Raw genomic sequence first — 16,391 nt, forward strand, 5'->3', positions numbered from 1 at the left:
GAATAGATTACTCATGTTATACCCCTGAAACTCAGGGGCTTGAATCATGCAGCCGAGATGACGGCAACCAAATTAATGGGTCCAGAACCTACACACCGTACTTCATCCGGGCTTGCATTGAGTTCTAAAATACTCGCCCCCAGATCATGGGCTGACCCGGCATTTGAATAAATCGTATCGACCCCAATTCTGATGGCGTTTCGGTGTTGCAGTAGGTGCTCAAAAAACCGCACATAAATCATCTCCTCGTACGGAGAATGACTGTCTGCTTCAGAGATCAAACCCAATTCTGCGGCCTTGGCACACGTCAAACGCCAAGCCAGTTCCATTGTCGATGGAGGCGCATCTCTGGCCTCATCAGGATGTTTTGGGTTCGCAAACGTAGACCTTCGGAAGGCTTCGAGATTGGCCCGCAAGCTCTTTGTAGGAACGGGATAGATGAATGTGGTTTCCTCGGATGCTAAGGCTGGTTCAACCTGATCCGACTGCGCCTGGATGAACTCGGAAAACCTGTTTCCGATGATAGGGACTTCACCGACAATCATGGCTTTGGGATCGGTATTCTCTGCCAGCCATCGCGCCAGGGCCCTCCGGCCCCACAATCCGGCTGCCTTTCGGATCAACGGATGAGTTCCATCTGAAACATCTGGATACCTAGCGATTAGATCTTCGGTCTGAAACGCAGCGAGCCCCGTATCCCAACGCATGATATGCACGCAACGTCCCAAGGAGATCGCAATGGATATTTGCTGGCGTAACAAGAATGACTTTCCAGATGCCGGTAATCCGGTGAAGAAAACCATGCGGCAATGGCGTGCAGCGTCGGCCAGGTGTCTTCCAATCTCAGTGTCCGCAAAACTGTCGATAGAAATTGCGAATCTCCTAGTTCGGTGTCGGCAATAGGCTGGAGCGGCGAGCGTTCACCACCTCCAAGATTGTTGCCCAAGAAATCCGGAGAATTCACAGATGAATTGTCAACCTAAATTGCCCCAAAGCCCAGGTTGAGAGCTTTCCATTGAACATAGATGCTTCGGGGCTCGCAGCAAATCCATGCCGCGACCGGCTCAGACGGCAATATCAGATCCTAGGCGTTACCGGGATGATCCGACCAGGTAGACAATGTTGACGAAAGACACGCTGCATTACCCATGGGGACTGGTTAGGCGATGCCTGCTATGGGTTTCATTTACTGCTCGCCGCCCAAAGCGGAACTGTCGTTCTAAAGGTAAGGATTGGCCGCTAGCGCAATGAATATGTGGTAATGAAAGAACGACCAAGTTGACGACGACTCCGTTCGTGCCGCCCAATCCTTTCTTGATGAAAGCCTTAACAAGAAGATACGCGAAGAGTTCGGTCTTTCCGGCCCATTATTCCGTCTTGTTCAAATCGCCGGTTGTCAGGATCGCGCCAGCCTGAAGGTCCTCGGCGTCCAGCATCGTTGCAACCCTTTCGAGCGCGGCAACAAGCATTGCCTGCTCCCAGTCCTCCATTTGCTTGAACCGCTGCACATAGAGCTGTTGCAGTGGATCGGGGGCGTCCTCAAGGGTTTTCCGCCCTCGATCCGTGATCAGGATATTGGTCTGCCGTCGGTCGGTCATGGATTTCTCGCGCACAACCATGCCGCCCGAAACCAGCTTGTCCACCAGCGCTGTTACAGTGGCCTGGCTGACATGCATGCGCATTGAAATCGCCTTTGCCGTGGTTTGCCCGGTCTCGCCAATCACTTGCAGCACACGAAGCTGGACCGCGGTCAGCCCGGCGGATTGCGCCAGTTCACGGCCGAACATCTCGGTGGCGCGCAGGATTCGGCGCAGGGCGACAAGGCTGCTGTCGATACGATCCATGTATCTACTCCGCGTTCGATTGGAGTGAGATTGTCAAAATTGCGTTGAGTGCTCAAGCGTTAACGGAAAGTGAAATAATTAGTTCTACTAATTAAAATATCACTAGTAGAGGTAGATTTATGACGCTTCTGCAAAAGATAGCTTCGTCTTTTGAAGTTTTGTCTTTCCTGTGGTACTTAGCCAATCAAAGTTTATTGATGGAGCGGTACATGCAGCATTCTTTGGAGTTGTTCGAACAACCTATTCCGGTTTTGCGTCCCCCATTGCCGGAAGACGGCGCTGCGGTGTCTTCGCTGGCCAGAACCGAGGATCAGGAAGCTATAGGTGGTTTGCTGGGCGAACTGGCAGCGCTTGATGACTACAAAGAATTCTCGATCATTGCTGAACTGGATGGAGACCTGGTTGGCGCGATGCTGGCTTATGTTCTGCCATATGACCCGGAAACCCTGTTTATCTGGCAGGTCGGTGTTTCAGAGGGTGAGACTGACAAGGGCCTTGCGTCGCTGATGCTGGGTCAGGTGATGCGTCGGGACGTCTGCGCCGATTTAACCCGTGCTCAGACCGTTATTGCGTCCAACGACAAGCGCACCTGGGCTTTGTTCCGTCGGTTTGCGCGGTGGAAGCGTTCTCGGATGGACATCCAACCCTTCATCACGCAGGCACTGACCCCATATCGCCGCCATGCAAACAGCAACCTTGTGGCGATCTGTCTTGAGGATCGTAATGAACTCGCGGCCTGACCGAGCCACGACATTTTCAACCAAAGTGAGAGAGCAGAATGAACGTAGCCACGACGATACCAAACGACACCTCATACTACGGTGATGAAGCGGCAACTCTGGGCGACCGGATCGTCGCCGCGCGCGAAGCTGTAGGATATTCGCAAAAGAAACTTGCTAGTCGCCTGGGCGTCAAACTGAAGACCGTGCAAGGATGGGAAGAGGATCGTACTGAGCCGCGTGCAAACAAGGCGCAGATGATGTCCGGCATTCTTGGTGTCTCGCTGGTTTGGCTTCTGATCGGTGAAGGAGAAGGTGTGCTTGAACCGACCGATACCACTTCCGGATCGGAGGATATTCAGGGCATCCTTGATGAAATCCGGACCCTCCGAACGGATATCGCACAGACGACACGCAGATTGAGCACAGTCGAAAAACGCCTGCGCGCCAGACTTTGACATCTGCGCAAATGCGAACTTCAGGCATGACCTGAGGCCATGACACAAATGACAATACTAGGAGCAGATGATGACAGGACCGGATCCCAGCCTTGTACCCGTTGATCCGGCGCAAGGCACCCATTCCGACAACAATTCCGAACTCGTCGCTACACCGCTTGAGGTCCGCGAAAAGGCTGGTTTGACCGTGGCGGAAATGGCCAACCTTATCGGGATGAGCGAGCTCGGTTACGAATTGTGGGAGAAAGGCACCCGCCGCCCCGGAGGGCCAGCGTTCAAGCTTCTCGCGCTGCTGGATGCTCATCCAAAAGAAACAGCTGCTCGTCTTCGGGAACAGATTTGAACGATACCCGTGCAGATCGCTTCGTTCTGCCTGCCAGCCACGGACACGATTGGTGTCATTGTCTGGCCAGGAACAGTACGCAAATTTACTTTGGCAATCGGCCGATCACACTGCGGTATAAATGTGCCTAAAATTCCTATCTCACGATTGTGCCTTAATGCCCGAAATTGGCCATTGAAGCAGACTTTTAACGCTATGCGTTTGTGAAGCTGCACTGCGCATCACAGAACTCAGTTTCTGCCAATTCGCCGATAGCTCCGTTTCAACGGTGGTATCACGCTGAATTTTTTCTTTCAGTTGTTCTCAAAGCCACCTAGTCATTCACCGATCTCAAAAATAACCATCTCCGTAGCACACGCTTCGTGACGAGGATGCGTCATTGACTCTTCATAAACTAAGAACGACAAGAGTGTATTGGGAAGATTTACTCGTCGCCGCGATGCTGCCGGCTTCGATGATCCAATGGCCTTCAGACTAATTGTAGCATGTGCCCCAGCATAGGAACGGGTTTCGCTGGGGTCTTCGCTATGAGCTCGTTCCTCGCAAGCATTCGCAATTGTCACCTGACATGCATCAGTCATTGCGTGACCCATGAAAGAAGGTGCCGTATGAAGAGCACATGGCTCATAAATTGCGTGCCTAATGACCGATAGATCAGGTCTCAGGCTCCGTTTCAATCAGTCTTTCATCGTGTTTACGCGCCGCATTCTTTGTTTGATCCCGACACTTTTGGTGTTGCTCTCAGGAACGCAGCTTCCTGCTCAAACCGCAGGTAATACCGACGGATTAGTTTGTGACGAAGGTTTTGAAAACAAGAATGGATCGTGTCAAAGAACTGACATACCCGAAAACGCGTATTTGACGGGCAGTTCCTATGGCAGTGACTGGGAATGCAATCATGGATTCAAGCAAGTTGGGGAGTTTTGCGATGAAATCTATGTTCCTGAGAATGCCTATCTTGCATCGACCGGAGATCGATGGAAGTGCAATCGCTTGTTCCAACGTGTCGAGGATAGATGTGAAGAAGTGTTTGTGCCTGAAAACGGGTTCGTCGAAACACGATTTGGTGCTCAGGAAGCACATTGCCACTGGGGTTTTCGCAAAGAGGGCCGGGAGTGCGTTACAATAGAAGTTCCCGAGAACGGGCGCTTATCTGACAGGCGAAGCGCTGATGGCTGGGTGTGTCTGAGAGGGTTCAAAGCGACGGAAGGTGGCTGTGACTTTGTGATCGTTCCCGATCACGCATACCTCGCGTCTGACACATATTCTGGATGGAAGTGTGAGCGTGGTTTTCGCGCGAACCAGGACAGGTGTGTTGCGATCTTTGTCCCTTTCAACGCTCACTTAAATCGAAGAGGTGACGGTTGGGAATGTAATCGGCCGTTCACGAGACAGAATGACAAGTGCGCCGAAAATGTGCCGCGACAATAGGTTGGTGGGAATCAATACCGCCTGAAATATCCGGAAGGACCAAGCCGTGAACCATAACTCGATTAACGAAAATCTGGGCAAAAGGCTCAAGGCGGAAAGGGCGCATCGCTGGTCCTACAATGTAAAGATGTTTATCGCGATAGCGGTATTTGTCACGGCGATAATTGTTGTGGTGTTTTTCTGATGCGCAAAAATGCCCCTCAAGTAACCCTTCCGGACTACAATATGTCAGCTCGTGGTTTGGAACAAAGAGCATTTCAGGACCGCAGTGTTCGTAAGTCGCGGAACGCTGACGTATCAGGAGTGATTGAAGTAGAATTTGGAAAGTACTTGATTAAGGCTGGCGTTCTGAGCGGTAATAGTGTTGCACGGGCATTTCCCATGCCACCAGCTAAAACGCAGGCAATGATTGCCGATGCAGTTGGCGAAACGCCGGCATTAGCCATTGAAGCCTTAAAAGAAGTTCTCGAAGAACGAGACAGGAAGCGTAGCGGTCAACGCCGTTTGGAGGGAAACTCCGGCACCCTCGTTCCCAGTGAAAGAGAATATGCCGAGGCATTGCGCCAGATCAGGCTCACCCCTGCGCAAGTCACAATGCTCAAAGCACTTACAATTGCAGGCAAGGACGGTCTGACCATTGGTCACTTGTCTCAGGCAGCCGGTTACAAATCGCGCGAGGCATCCATAAAGGTCTTCAAAAAAATCGGACTATTGATTGCAGAATATCTGGAACTCGAACTTCCCGAAGTCGGATCGGTACAAAATGATGGCGCTGCGCAGGTCTTGGCGTTTTCTCACATCGAAAGTGACGATGAGCCCGCGACTTGGATTATGCATCAGGAACTGCGTGATGCTGTTCGTTCAGTCCTATGACGTACGTTCCAGCGCCTGCTTTTGAAGCGAACACCGAACCGGGACAAATGCACGAAAGGTTGCACACGTAGCTTATGTTGGAAAAAAGACCATATCCGCTTGAATTGATCTATGTACCTATAAAACGTGCAAAAACACTTGATCAGCAAAAAGTCCTGACGCTGGCCGATGATATCCTGAAGAACGGCCAGAAGACGCCTATTCAGATACGCGCGGATAACAAGAGGTTCGTGCTGATTGAAGGCCTTCACCGATTAGAGGCCATTCGCGCCTTGGGCGGTGATACGGTCGAAGCCTATCTGGTACGCGCTAGGTTACACTAATTGTCTATTGGAATTGGCGTTAGACAAAGCCTCGGAAAATGTCAGCAGACGTTGACTTTTTTCATCCCAAAGATGCAATCGAGCACAATGAAAGCTCTCATACAGAGTAATACGCTGGCAGTTTACTAACTCAGAATGGTCACGCAAAACCTCGTTTAGCCGATAAAAAGGTATTCGGCTGGCGAGGTGGTGAACATGGTGCACGCCTATATTAGCAGAGAACCAACGCAGGATGTCAGGCAGGGCATAGTGAGAACTTCCATAGAATGCGGCGTTCTGAAGATTCCAGCTCTCTTCCCGATCCCAGGTCGTGTGTTCAGACTGGTGTTGAATGTAAAAATGCCAAATACCAAGTGACGATGCGACAATCATGGTTGGCAGGAAAACCTACGCCAACACCTCAAAGCCTCCGGCCCAAAAAACCAGTGCCAATAACCCTGCAATCGCGACGTTTGTTCCCATTGCACTGGCTCAGTACAGCCAGCCCGACCGCATGAAACCAAGAGGTAAACGATTTTGAAGGAAGAACGTATAGATCGGCGCAACAACGAACAGGAAGATGGAATTCCGGGTCAGACGATAAGCGGCACGCCCGAACCACTTTCGCTTCAAGTATTCTTCAGTGGTCAATGTAGGGATGTCACCCATACCGCGCGATCAAGGTTACCGGTTGAGGTGTGGTGAATCGCATGGCTTTGCCGCCAAACGTCATAGGGTGTCAGGGCAAGAACACCTAGAACCCGGCCTGTCCAATTGCAAACAGTGCGGTTTCTAAAGAATGATCCATGACCGCAATCATGCATAATGATGAAGACACGGACCAGAAATGCGGCATTCAGGATGGTCAGTAATATTGCGATCCAGACGCTAAAAGATGAAGCCGTCCACGCTAGGGCCCATAGTGCGAATAAGGGGACAACAGTGATCGCAATTTCTTAAATACTGCGCTTCGCATCGGGCACACGGTATTGCGCGAGCGCCCGCGTCCAGACTTTTGTTTGCAACTTACTTGTTCTCCAACAGCTTATAGTAGCCCAGTGTGCAAACGGGCACCCAGAAAGGGTGCCCGAAAAAGGTCAGGCGAGTGCCAGATTGGCAGCGTTGTCGCGTCCGTCACGGCCCGCTTCAATGTCGAAGGTAACCTTCTGGCCATCCTTCAATTCACTGATGCCGGAACGTTCAAGTGCCGAGATATGCACGAATACGTCGCGCTTGCCATCTTCAGGTTCGATAAAGCCAAATCCTTTGGTCGAGTTGAACCATTTTACTGTGCCATTTGCCATGGTGGAGGTCTCCTAATACTTGCCGCCCGCATCATTGCGGCGACTCGGCGCGGTCGGTCTGAATCGAAAGACTGAACGCCGAATTGGGGAGACAGCAGGTCGAAAAAGAAAAACGTAAACCTTGTGTATATGGAGTTCGACCACGCACGATACAAGCCTTGATGCTTTGGCGGACGTACGTCGTAACATTTGGGTCTTTAAGAACGCACCGAAAAAGCTCCAGAGGAGCTCGCTCTAGAACCTGTTCATCTGTCGGTTTTGGGATCTGAAAGGATGCGTACATAGCACAATTTATACTATCTTTAGACCAAGCGGACACAACATATACCGTAGCTTACACAGAAATGGAAAGTTGCTTTCGCATCAGTAACAACTCCGGCCACCATCTAGTGACGACTTGCCGAGTTGAGCGAAACCTTCGCGAACCGGCACCTCCGATTGCGCTACTCATTTGCAAGCGGCTTTTACTTCCGCGAGCCTCGAAAGCAAAAAAAAGTAATTGCTCTTTGCATGGCTTCATCTTGTTGACTTGCAGTCGTCAATTTCAGCTGCCTCTCGAACTGCCACATAATCAGTCCACCCCGTGTTCAGTGAGAACGTTCCTTAGACCACGGCCTTCGCAACGGCAGAGAATATCGGAAAGCCAAAGTGTTTCTGGCGTAATCGCGGCAGTAGAAGCTGGGATCGCGGCTGGTCTGCTGGGGCGTTCTTCACTTCATGCCAATCTGTCGATAGTGGGCGAGACGCTTGGCTTCAGCAGAACGCCCGCCTCGAAGCTAGTGATGGCGGCATCCGGTTCACAGGAAACCGGGCCATTGGATGCCATGAAAACAGCTATCCGCTCTGCGTTTCTAACTAAAATCTAGAAGACGTGCCTTTTGGCCAGCCGACCGATCCACAAGCTCTTATAAGTCTCACCGTAGCAAAACCAAATTTTTTTGAAATTGATGATGCGTCAGTTTCCCAGACTTTCAAACCAGTCAAGCGCTGTGGAGCTCCATCCTGTCGGGTAACCGTGCCCTCCGTTATGCAGAATGATTTCGAGACTACCGTATTCGCAGTTCCAGCGTTTGCGCCACAGACCCTCGGTCATTTCGTGATGTACAGCATTGGGTGGGCATTTGTTTTCTTGCCGCCACACCGACAGGCCTTGCCAGATATCTGCCTGCGTGATGGTAACGTCAAACTCCTCGCTGTGTATTGCGCGACCTTCAAGCGGAACAACTTTGTCGGCAAACCCGTGGGTATGGAGCAAGTGTACCGGCTTTAGACAATCTTCGGTTGCCGGGAGCCAGAAACCACCGGAAGCCGGCGCGTAACCAAGCGCTATTTCCGGTGCAAGACAAGCAACTTCCCAGACCATTGATCCGCCTCTGGAAAACCCTGTCAGCAACACCCGGCCCACATTCACGTTTGCACGAAGGGCAGCGTCAGCCAAAACCTCACGGAGAAATCTTACGTCTGAGCGAGGGTAGGTGTTCCAACCGTCTCGAACAGACCAGTCGGTGGGTTTACCATCCAACCATGGGAGCGCGGTTGGCGCGATAAATGCGTATCCCCGCTTGGTGAATTCTTCAACGAACGCCGAGTTCTCTACAATCTTCTCACCTGTATCGCCATAACCATGCAGGTGCATCACAGCAGGTCCACCCTGCCAATCGCTCGGAAGAACGATATGATATTCTCCGGTTTCAATCTTGCACGAGTTTGTTTTGTCACCACAATCGAGGGCGATTGCCTGCCCTGAACTCACGAGTAAAACTAAAACGGCCAATACTTTGTTGTGCATAATGTCCCCCTCGGGGATTGATGTTAGCACACTTCAACACAGAATTTCCCGAGAGAGCTTACTCGGGCAGCCCCACCAAACGAAGTCCATCCAGGATTGCGTCCCAACGTGTTGGGTCCTGAAAATGGAACCTGCGCACGCCGCTAACTCGGAAGTCCGGATCTGACGCAATTAGGGCATCCCGCGCCCTTTCTCCTTCATCAGGTAGACCAGCCTGACCGGCTGCGCTGGCAAGGTACATTTGTGCGACCGGCAGCCCCGGCGAATTTTGTAGCGCTCGGTTGGCGTTGGCGATGGCATTCTCGAAGTCGCCCATAACCAGATAAGTCTGGGCCAACGCTTGTGGGACACGGTGATATATCCGGTTCTTGGCAAGAGAAAACGAGCCCTTTTTGATGGACTTCAGCGCTAACTCTGGTTGGCCCATCAGGTTCTGAATCCAGCCCAGTACCATATGCCCCTGGGCGAACTGCGGACTGATTTCGAACCCGCGTTCAACACACCGCACCGCCGCTTCCAAATCGCCGGTAATACCGTAGTGAAATATCCCCCGGATCAGGTGCAAGTAGTCGCTTTGGTCATTCAACGATACCGCCTTGCTCAACCCGGCGTCGGCCGCTTCGATATCCTTTGTGTTTATCGGACGGTAACCCCAGACCAATTCGCCGATCAACGTGTTCGCCTTCATCCCAACGGCCATAAAATTGCGTGGCTGGACCGTCAGGATCCTGTCCAGCAGACGGCCCGCCGCGTCCCATTCTTCGGGCTGCGATCCCATCATGTAATGCCCTGCGAGGTTCAGCATTGCCTCGGGATCGTTTGTCTCTGTCTCAGCCGCGTGCTCAGCAATTCGTTGCAGAATTCCGTATCGGATCGTTGTTGCGATTTCACCTGACAACAGATCTTCCGCCAAGAAGGGGTCGGAAAGATCACCGTTCATCCGCTGGGTCAGATAGGTTGCTGACGTGCTCGTCTCGCGTAGCTTAAGGGTGGCGCGGACCTGATTGCCGGACGCCTGAAACACTGCGGTTGCGATATGATCCGGGTCCGCATCGAGAGCGATCAGATCCAATCCGGTCAGATTGGCAAGCGCCGCCTCTACCGTGTGATTGCAGGCCTCTGCCAGCATCTTGGCATCATCATTGCTGCCAAGGGCTTCGAATGCCGCGAGGGCTATGGTCGGTTTCCTGGATGTACCACCGATGGGTGGTGTGCTGACACCGTTCTGCGCACCATCTTGGTCGGGGGCCCAAACAAAGGCGCGGATCGGGCGCGAGATGTTTTTTAATGTCAATTCACCGACATCCGCAAATTGCACGTCCATTACGCCAACGATCTGGTCACGAACGGCAGCGGAGATGCAAATCCCGCCCGTCGGGGCTGCGCCCTCTAAGCGAGCTGCGAGATTCACACCGTCACCATAGATATCGCCGTCATCAACAACCACATCGCCTATGTGAAGGCCCATGCGGTAACTGATCTGCCGATCCTGAGGCGTGGATTCTTCCTCTGCGCGAACGGCTTCTTGTGCAGATATCGCGAAGCGAACCGCTTCCACTACACTAGAAAACTCGGCCAGAAATCCGTCGCCCGTTGACTTGATGATCTTACCACCTGCCTGCGCAACACCGGGATCAAATACGGACACGCGCAGTTCTTTCTGACGGGCCAGCGTGGCTTCCTCGGCGGCTTCCACAAGCCGCGAGAAGCCGACAATGTCAGCCGCCAAGATCGAAGTGAGTTTGCGTTTCAACCTTCGGCTCGCGTGTTCAAGGAAATCCAACCGGTTTTGTCCGGTTCGGTCACAGCGGCACCATCCCCTCCAAACGATGTCGGAACCGTCTTCCACTTCGGCAGGCCATCAGCCATGTCGAAAACACGCTCGCCGTAGAAGATGTGAAAGGCCGGCTCGAAGCTCAAACCGGATTCGGCCAGCGACATTGCGTAGACCGCTACAATGTCCTTTCCGGGTTTGATATTCACCAATGCACCCCCGCATTTGCCGCAGGAAACACGATGGCTTTCATCATTCTTGTCCGAGTGAACCGTCGGTCCTGACAACGAGACATTGTCTGCCGACCAGAGGCACCAGGCATTGACCGGCGCCGAATGCCATTTTCTGCAAGAGTGGCAATGACAATAAGCCATGACCATCGGCTCACCGGCAGTAGAAACACTACATGCGCCGCAATAACAGATTCCTCGGTAGGTTTCAGAATCATCACTCATTTTCCATCTACCCCCAATCGAACAATGGCTGTTACCGCAAGTTTTCCGCCACGCCTTCTTCTCCAATGCACTGCCAGTTATACATTCCAATTGCCGGGTCCCAAAGTGGCTTATTTACCTCTGAAACTGCGCTATCGAAGGTGCCGGAGGTGCTTCCAACTTCGCGCACCTTATCGCGTTGCGGATGCCTAAAGATGCAACGCAATCGCGAGATCGTGGAGCAAAACTTACAAAATCCTAAGACCCGGCTCGCCATTTCAGGCGCTCGCCACGCCAATGCATTCAAAAGACTGCGTTGGTCAGAAGGTCAAAGGATAACGGCATCCAAGGACTTTGGATGTTCCGTTATTGCCTCCCAACCATCTTCGGTGATTATGAAACTGTCGCCGACCTGCGCACGAAATGTATCGACTGATACTGAACCATCAACAGCGAAAACCATCCCTGGCTGCAATACTGTCGTGTCGCCGGTGACCAACTGTGGCTTTTCCAAAAAGCTATAGCCAGTCGCGCGACCACACCGGAACGGGTATTCAAACCCCGCCCCCTGTATAACCTCGGCATAGGCCGCATGGACACTTTCGGCGGTCACACCTGGGCGCAGCTCAGCCAGTGCGGCGGCCTGACTTGCTACAGCAACCTCATAGATATGCTCTTGTTGTTTATCCGCCATCTCACCGATCCAAAAGGTGCGGTCAAAGCCAAGTTTGAAGCGGTGAAAATTGGTCATACCGCAAAAGCACAAAAACACCGGCTCGCCCCGTTTCATAATCCGGGTTGAGGCGCGATGATGGGTTTTGGTGATGGTATCGCCCGACGCCATTATTTGCAGAAAATGAGTGTTGGGCGACATATCCGCGTCATCGTAATGCGCCACTAAAAGCTCGGCGGCCTTTCGTGTCCCGGCTCGGGACGTGGCAAGCGCAACTTCGAACTCCGGCACTCCGTCTGCAATGGCGTCGCGTCCGGCGTCCATCATAGCGCTTGCAACTTGCCCGGCATGCCGGGCCAATTGAAGTTCCTGGGCGGATTTTATCATTCGCATTTCAGCCAATATCGGTGTGGCGCTGACCAGATTTTCCACCGGGATCAACGTATCCAGATATGCCCGCACAACTGGTGGCATATGATCAGGCTCGATACCAACGCGCTTTGCCGTTTTGATCGCCTTGGGCAGTTCCGACCGCCACTCTTCGCCCATGCCGTCATTCCAGGCCGCGATACGATCAACATGAGCGGCCGAACGTGCGGCATTCAGGTCTATTGTCGGCGTGATCAAAAGGCTTTCACCTGACTTGTGCACAACCAGAATGGTTGGGCGCCCAAACTCCATATGTAGGTAGTCGTAATAGCCTGTCAGATAATAAACGTTGTCGTCATCGGCGATGAGAGCAACGTCGATTCCGGCCTTTTGCATGTGAGTGCGAAAGCTTTTCATCCTCGAAGCAAACATCGTCTGTCTCCGTCCTGAAGGTGCCAGTTGAGTTTCGCAAATTGAGTTGCGTTATTGGGACGGTAGAACACGTTTGGTCCTAGGTCTATAATCACAAATTCAAGCGCTTTTACGCTTCGCCAACTTTTGATTGGAATATTCACCGATCACTGTATTTCACCTCAAAGCCTATCATCAAGCTTCACGCATTCGGTGATACGCCGTCGTAAGTAAAATAGCAGCGCTATCTGCGATCTACCTCCAAAGCCATTTCCCTTAGGTGTCGCATATCCGTACCGCAGCAACCGCCAAACACCCTGATAGACGGGTTTTCCCGCATGACATCCGCAATTTCTTGGCCGAGTTGCACGGGATCTCCTTCATCCAAGGTATCGGCCTCATCCAGTTCTGCGTGCGAACAACTTGATGCATTGGCAACAACACCTTTGAGCCTTGGATGCGCGTTGAGCGCGTCGGCAAAGTGCGTCGGGTGTGCGCAGTTGACCATGTAGAACAGAGCCGCGCCGTCAGTTTCCGCTTCGATCTGGTCTATGGCATCAACAAGCTTTGTGCCGTCAGCCAAACAGCCATCGGTTTCGACGACCAATGACAAAATGATGGGTAAACCAATATCTCTTGCAGCCAGAACACAGCCAGCAGCCTCGCTTAGGCGGTTGAACGTGTACGCGGTCACCAGATCAACACTGGTTTCTTTCAGAACAGAGAGTTGCGCACCGTGGTAACCACGCGCCTGTTCAACTGTCATGGGCGGGATGTCAGCGTAAGGATCGTGTCTTGGGCCAACGCAGGCGGAAACCAAAACGTCATCCCGACCAGAAGCATTGCGCACCTCCTCCATCAGTGCGACACCATCCTTGTTTACCTCACAAAGACGTTCAGCATCGTAGCCCAAAGGTGCAGCACGGTCGGCATTGGCCATCCATGTCGGTGCGTCGAGAATGCACCCAACACCCATATCGCCGGCCAATTGTACGAGCGCTTGCATTTGTCCGGCCAGAACAGCCCGGGTGTCAGGCTTCTCCAGCAACGGAAACGAAGCAAAACCCGGAAGCTCGATACCGTGGTTAAAGATCAGGTCCGTACCTGTACCTGCATAAACCAAAAATTTCTTGTCACCCTCGCCTGGAAGTCTCCGCGCCATTTTGCACCCCTCGAACACCGGCATTACTCCGCATCCACAATAACAATGATCAGATCTTCTGCAAAACCGAGGTGTTTACTTGTCCGTTCGGACGCTTTCTGCATTTGCGGTATCGGCTAGGCAGATTTAGGCGCGAACCGCCGGAGATTCTGAACAAGCGTGGCTGTACCGTTCTAACCGATAGCCGGTCCTTGTTACCTCGGAGCGGCAGGTTCAAGCTGACACAAAGGACCGGCCGTTCTATCCTTTCTAGGTGGAGGAGAAGACATGAGTGATAAGATCGAAGGCGGCTGCAAATGTGGGCTGGTGCGATATTCTGGAATTCGCTCTGACCTTCCGATGTTTCGATGTCACTGCCGAGATTGCCAGCAGCTCACCGGCTCGGGACATTCAGAGATGGTGCCACTTGTGGCCAAATCTGTTTCGATTGGTGATGCGCTCAAAACATTTGAAATGGCAGGAGGATCAGGGCTGTCGACCTTTAGCGGGTTTTGCCCGAACTGCGGCTCACCGCTGATCCGTAGAAGTGAACGGATGAGTGACTGCATCTACGTCCATGCGGCATCAATGGACGATCCCTCCAATTATCATCCTGCGAAATCGATCTACAGCGAAGCAGCTCAGGCTTGGGACGAAGCAGTGATAACAACTGAAGGGGCAGGCACAAAGTAACCTCGAATGTCTTTGTTTACTTCCGCCTGAACGCGCGTTGCCAAATCCGCACGTATTGCATCACGCCGTTCTTTCGGTTGACGCTTGAGGAGCGATGCCGCACGCACTGCACCCCCATCAAAAACATCAAAAAGCATCTTAGGATCTGAAACGCACAATTCGCTTGCAACATCGATAAGCCGCACATTGCGGAAACCTGCATTTTCGACCATTGGTTTGGCAATTCCGCTGTCTACGAGCATGTGCGCATCCGGGCCCGCAGGCAGAGAGATGGATGGGTCGGCCAGGCGTTCAACAGCATCGAACAGCCAGCCAAACGCGCCATCTGATCCTTTGCCACGCCAAATCGAGAAGGCAACTCTACCGCCCGGTTTCAGCACTCTGTTTACTTCTCTGAGACCGCGTTCAGGGTCTGGAAAATGTGGGACGCCGAACCCGATTGTGACCGCATCAAAGGTGTGATTTGGAAACTCCATTGCCATTGCATCACCCTGAAGGAACCGCGCCGTTGGAACAGCTGATTGGGCGAGCTCAATCATCGGCTCAGAGAAATCCAAGCCCGTTACATCCGAGCCGCAGGCCACAAGCTCTGCTGCCACGACACCGTGTCCGGTGCACAGATCAAGAGCTTTACAATTCGGCCCAGCAGCGACTTCGCCTGCAAGCTTTCTGGCAACCAGGCGCGTCGCCATTTCAAAGCCGTCGGCATACCCTTTAGCAATAGACGGATCCGCCCATCCTTGGCGTTCCATTATCTCAAAGTCTGCTGTATCAGTCACTTCAGCCCCCCAAAGCTCCAAAATGTAACAAGAACAAACTCAAGCAAAGTCAGGGCTAGATATGTTTTTCAAGCCTTGTCAGGATCGATCTGGAAATTCGCCATGCAATTGTGAGCGCCTGATCTTCACCAAAGGACGAAACTTGAAAGCGGTTGTGATCAGTAGCGGATGGATTCAATCTCAATAGTGGGTTTGCAGTTTCTGGAGTGACCCGATGGACATAGTTCGATTTTCCGAACGCCTCATGGGTATGAAGGACGAGGTATGGTTGCGGCATACAAACCCTTGGTCGGTCTGGACCCGCGTGCTGACACCGCTGCCCCTTTTGGCGTTGGCGATCTGGAGTCGGGCATGGATTGGCAGTTGGGCATGGGTTGCCGTCGGCGTGGTTTTGGTCTGGGTCTGGATCAATCCGCGCGCGTTTTCCCGACCTAAGACCTTCGAAAGCTGGTCAGCCCAAGGTGTATTGGGCGAGCGTGTCTGGCTGCGACACCGAGACAAGATTGCGGCTCATCATATACGAGTAGCCAAAGCACTGGCCTATGTCAGCGGATTAGGTCTTCTGCCGTTTGCGTACGGCCTTTGGCTATTCGACTTGGGGTTCACATGCCTCGGCATAGTTGTGATCTCAGGTGGAAAGATGTGGTTTGTGGATCGCATGGCGTGGATCTGGAGCGACTTTCTGCGTGATGGTGGGTCGTTGGAAGACCTGGCGGCTGGGACGTAGGCCCAGTCACTTATCTTTCTACGCCAGCCGCCAAAGTCTTACTGCCGGGGCAGGCTCCTACCTTACAGCAAAAGATTAACCGGAATCGTGGGTCAATTGGATCGCCTGAATCAAGGAAGCGTTTGGAACCATTGTGCAATCAAGCTTTGGCGCATGCGGATTTCAGTTTGCTGTGTCATTAACATAATGGTGGACCAGTTTGGTTGGGGAGGCTCACCTGGAAAGCGCGATTGCCACCGCAAGCCAAAATCCCGAGCGAATGATCATCGCGCCAACAGTTCGCCATTCAAAGGGCGTACCACCAACTGCCATTGCTATGAAAACCAA

General features: G+C 52.5%; 19 protein-coding genes. 7 read left to right on the top strand and 12 right to left on the bottom strand.

The annotated features are described in order from the left end of the window. Nucleotides 1-44 precede the first annotated feature (44 nt). On the bottom strand, nucleotides 45-707 hold the full coding sequence (locus ACR0MQ_RS20175) for a hypothetical protein (protein WP_480610361.1): 663 nt from the start codon (nucleotides 705-707) through the stop codon (nucleotides 45-47). Between the two features lie 660 nt (nucleotides 708-1,367). Continuing rightward, nucleotides 1,368-1,844, bottom strand: a complete 477-nt coding sequence (locus tag ACR0MQ_RS20180; protein ID WP_480610363.1) for a MarR family winged helix-turn-helix transcriptional regulator — start codon at nucleotides 1,842-1,844, stop codon at nucleotides 1,368-1,370. 209 nt (nucleotides 1,845-2,053) lie between these two features. Between ACR0MQ_RS20180 and ACR0MQ_RS20185 the strand changes: the two genes are divergently transcribed. The 5 genes from ACR0MQ_RS20185 (at nucleotide 2,054) to ACR0MQ_RS20205 (ending at nucleotide 5,991) form a co-directional block, all read left to right on the top strand. Beyond that, nucleotides 2,054-2,584, top strand: a complete 531-nt coding sequence (locus tag ACR0MQ_RS20185; RefSeq protein ID WP_480610365.1) for a GNAT family N-acetyltransferase — start codon at nucleotides 2,054-2,056, stop codon at nucleotides 2,582-2,584. Nucleotides 2,585-2,622: 38 nt separating this feature from the next. Further along, entirely contained in the window at nucleotides 2,623-3,021 is a 399-nt protein-coding gene (locus ACR0MQ_RS20190) for a helix-turn-helix domain-containing protein (RefSeq protein ID WP_480610368.1), read from the top strand. A gap of 70 nt (nucleotides 3,022-3,091) precedes the next feature. Further along, the gene (locus ACR0MQ_RS20195) at nucleotides 3,092-3,364 is read left to right on the top strand and encodes a helix-turn-helix domain-containing protein (RefSeq protein WP_480610370.1); all 273 of its coding nucleotides are present in this window, start codon (nucleotides 3,092-3,094) and stop codon (nucleotides 3,362-3,364) included. Between the two features lie 1,614 nt (nucleotides 3,365-4,978). After that, nucleotides 4,979-5,668, top strand: coding sequence for a hypothetical protein (locus ACR0MQ_RS20200; protein WP_480610372.1), 690 nt, complete (start codon nucleotides 4,979-4,981; stop codon nucleotides 5,666-5,668). 74 nt (nucleotides 5,669-5,742) lie between these two features. Next, the gene (locus tag ACR0MQ_RS20205) at nucleotides 5,743-5,991 is read left to right on the top strand and encodes a ParB N-terminal domain-containing protein (protein WP_319545933.1); all 249 of its coding nucleotides are present in this window, start codon (nucleotides 5,743-5,745) and stop codon (nucleotides 5,989-5,991) included. Here ACR0MQ_RS20205 and ACR0MQ_RS20210 read toward each other — a convergent pair. From ACR0MQ_RS20210 to ACR0MQ_RS20250, 9 genes are all read right to left on the bottom strand, one after another. Continuing rightward, the gene (locus ACR0MQ_RS20210) at nucleotides 5,983-6,363 is read right to left on the bottom strand and encodes a fatty acid desaturase (RefSeq protein ID WP_480610375.1); all 381 of its coding nucleotides are present in this window, start codon (nucleotides 6,361-6,363) and stop codon (nucleotides 5,983-5,985) included. The two genes, ACR0MQ_RS20205 and ACR0MQ_RS20210, sit on opposite strands and share 9 nt — an antisense overlap. Before the next feature lie 99 nt (nucleotides 6,364-6,462). Then, nucleotides 6,463-6,639 (bottom strand): hypothetical protein, encoded by a 177-nt coding sequence (locus ACR0MQ_RS20215; RefSeq protein ID WP_480610377.1) that lies wholly within the window; start codon nucleotides 6,637-6,639, stop codon nucleotides 6,463-6,465. Further along, nucleotides 6,618-6,923 carry a fatty acid desaturase gene (locus ACR0MQ_RS20220; RefSeq protein ID WP_480610492.1) on the bottom strand — a complete coding sequence of 102 codons (306 nt, stop codon included), beginning with the start codon at nucleotides 6,921-6,923 and terminating at the stop codon, nucleotides 6,618-6,620. Before ACR0MQ_RS20220 ends, ACR0MQ_RS20215 begins: the two co-directional genes overlap by 22 nt. A 144-nt stretch (nucleotides 6,924-7,067) precedes the next feature. Beyond that, a complete protein-coding gene (locus ACR0MQ_RS20225; RefSeq protein WP_010443199.1) occupies nucleotides 7,068-7,274 on the bottom strand; it encodes a cold-shock protein in 207 nt (68 codons plus the stop codon). A gap of 955 nt (nucleotides 7,275-8,229) precedes the next feature. Beyond that, nucleotides 8,230-9,063 (bottom strand): CE1 family esterase, encoded by an 834-nt coding sequence (locus ACR0MQ_RS20230; protein ID WP_480610379.1) that lies wholly within the window; start codon nucleotides 9,061-9,063, stop codon nucleotides 8,230-8,232. A 58-nt stretch (nucleotides 9,064-9,121) separates the two neighbouring features. Further along, nucleotides 9,122-10,816 (bottom strand): adenylate/guanylate cyclase domain-containing protein, encoded by a 1,695-nt coding sequence (locus tag ACR0MQ_RS20235; RefSeq protein WP_480610381.1) that lies wholly within the window; start codon nucleotides 10,814-10,816, stop codon nucleotides 9,122-9,124. Further along, the gene (locus tag ACR0MQ_RS20240) at nucleotides 10,813-11,292 is read right to left on the bottom strand and encodes a GFA family protein (RefSeq protein ID WP_170361929.1); all 480 of its coding nucleotides are present in this window, start codon (nucleotides 11,290-11,292) and stop codon (nucleotides 10,813-10,815) included. The genes ACR0MQ_RS20235 and ACR0MQ_RS20240 overlap by 4 nt, the downstream gene beginning before the upstream one ends. Before the next feature lie 307 nt (nucleotides 11,293-11,599). After that, the gene (locus ACR0MQ_RS20245; RefSeq protein ID WP_480610384.1) at nucleotides 11,600-12,745 is read right to left on the bottom strand and encodes a M24 family metallopeptidase; all 1,146 of its coding nucleotides are present in this window, start codon (nucleotides 12,743-12,745) and stop codon (nucleotides 11,600-11,602) included. Nucleotides 12,746-12,968: 223 nt separating this feature from the next. Further along, nucleotides 12,969-13,886 carry a homocysteine S-methyltransferase family protein gene (locus tag ACR0MQ_RS20250; protein ID WP_480610386.1) on the bottom strand — a complete coding sequence of 306 codons (918 nt, stop codon included), beginning with the start codon at nucleotides 13,884-13,886 and terminating at the stop codon, nucleotides 12,969-12,971. A gap of 267 nt (nucleotides 13,887-14,153) precedes the next feature. On the opposite strand from ACR0MQ_RS20250, the gene ACR0MQ_RS20255 reads away from it, so the two are divergent. Continuing rightward, on the top strand, nucleotides 14,154-14,558 hold the full coding sequence (locus ACR0MQ_RS20255) for a GFA family protein (RefSeq protein ID WP_480610388.1): 405 nt from the start codon (nucleotides 14,154-14,156) through the stop codon (nucleotides 14,556-14,558). Here the strand turns inward: ACR0MQ_RS20255 and ACR0MQ_RS20260 are convergent. Then, entirely contained in the window at nucleotides 14,507-15,337 is an 831-nt protein-coding gene (locus tag ACR0MQ_RS20260; RefSeq protein ID WP_480610390.1) for a class I SAM-dependent methyltransferase, read from the bottom strand. The two genes, ACR0MQ_RS20255 and ACR0MQ_RS20260, sit on opposite strands and share 52 nt — an antisense overlap. Before the next feature lie 214 nt (nucleotides 15,338-15,551). Between ACR0MQ_RS20260 and ACR0MQ_RS20265 the strand changes: the two genes are divergently transcribed. Continuing rightward, a complete protein-coding gene (locus ACR0MQ_RS20265; protein WP_480610392.1) occupies nucleotides 15,552-16,064 on the top strand; it encodes a DUF6653 family protein in 513 nt (170 codons plus the stop codon). Nucleotides 16,065-16,391 lie beyond the last annotated feature (327 nt).

The organism is Ruegeria sp. AN6, from assembly GCF_056540425.1.